The organism is Arthrobacter glycogeni, from assembly GCF_054511155.1.
In genome coordinates this window covers 1-1,294 of the sequence record NZ_JBTNDE010000052.1, presented here as the reverse complement: position 1 = coordinate 1,294, position 1,294 = coordinate 1, and the positions used below count along the sequence as shown (strand labels likewise).

Below are 1,294 nucleotides of genomic sequence, written 5' to 3'. Positions count from 1 at the left end.
TCGGGGGTGGACAGGTTGAAGTACGGGCCGGAGACGGGGTTGGCGTTGCCGGCCACCTGCACGTACTTGTCGGCCCAGCCGGCATACCAGACCCACAGGTCGATGGCCTCATCCACCTGGGCGGCCGCGGCGGTAGCCGAGACCCCTTCAGAGGCGGCGATTTCGTCGGCGAACTGGGCGCGGCGCCCGTCGAGGACCTCAGCGATCCGGTACAGCACCTGACCGCGGTTGTATCCGGAGGTCCCGGCCCAGCCACTGACCGCGGCCCGGGCGGCCGTGGCGGCGTCGCGGGCGTCCTTGCGTGAGCCCTTCGCGGCGTTGACCGTGTTCAGCATAGGCCCACCCTTCGTTGTTGCCACCTCGTATACCCGACCGGATTCGCTGCGGACGAACTTCCCACCAATGTAGAGCTTGTAGGTCTTCGGTACGCCTAGCCGTGCAGCACTCATTTGGAGCCTCCCAAGACGGTCTTGTTCATGATGACCGACACCACCGATTTCCCTGACGTGCCGGCCGCGGCCGGGGCCAGATAGGCGCCGAGTCCGTGGCGGCCGCCCTCCCTGCCGTACCCGGATTCCTTGTACCCGCCGAACGGGGAGGCCGGGTCAAACTTGTTGAACGTGTTCGCCCAGATCACCCCAGCGCGCAGCTTATCGGCGACAGCCAGGACCCGGCTGCCCTTGTCCGACCAGATCCCCGCCGAGAGACCGTACGGGGTGTTGTTGGCCTTGGCGATCGCTTCGGCCGGGGTGCGGAACGTCAGGATGGACAGCACCGGCCCGAAAATCTCATCCCGGGCGATACGGTGGCTCGTGGACACGTTCGTGAAGATCGTGGGCGGGAACCAGAAACCCTGCTGCGGCAGGTTACTGGCCGGGCTCCACCGGTGAGCGCCTTCCTGCTCACCCACATCGGAGAGCTCACGCATCCGGCCCAACTGGGCGGCCGAGTTGATGGCGCCGACGTCGGTGTTCTTATCCAGGGGGTCACCGACCCGCAGGGTCGACATGCGGGCCTTGAGCCGGTCGACCACCTCGTCGTGCACGGATTCCTGGACCAGCAGCCGCGATCCGGCGCAGCAGACCTGGCCCTGGTTGAAGAAGATCCCGTTCACGATGCCCTCGATGGCCTGGTCGATGGGGGCGTCGTCGAACACGATGTTCGCGCCCTTGCCACCGAGTTCCAGGGTCAGCTTCTTCCCGGTGCCGGCAGTGGAGCGGGCGATGGACCGGCCGACGGCGGTGGACCCGGTGAAGGCCACCTTGTTCACATCCGGGTGGTTCACCAGGGCCGA

General features: G+C 66.8%; 2 protein-coding genes. Both read right to left on the bottom strand.

Features of this window, described 5'->3' with window-relative positions; translation table 11 throughout:
* A partial coding sequence (locus tag ACX80O_RS16685) for an aldehyde dehydrogenase family protein (RefSeq protein ID WP_459334177.1) occupies nucleotides 1–449 on the bottom strand: 449 nt, incomplete at its 3' end.
* Nucleotides 446–1,294 (bottom strand): aldehyde dehydrogenase family protein (locus ACX80O_RS16680; protein ID WP_459334176.1); only part of this gene is annotated, 849 nt, incomplete at its 5' end. The genes ACX80O_RS16680 and ACX80O_RS16685, both read right to left, overlap by 4 nt.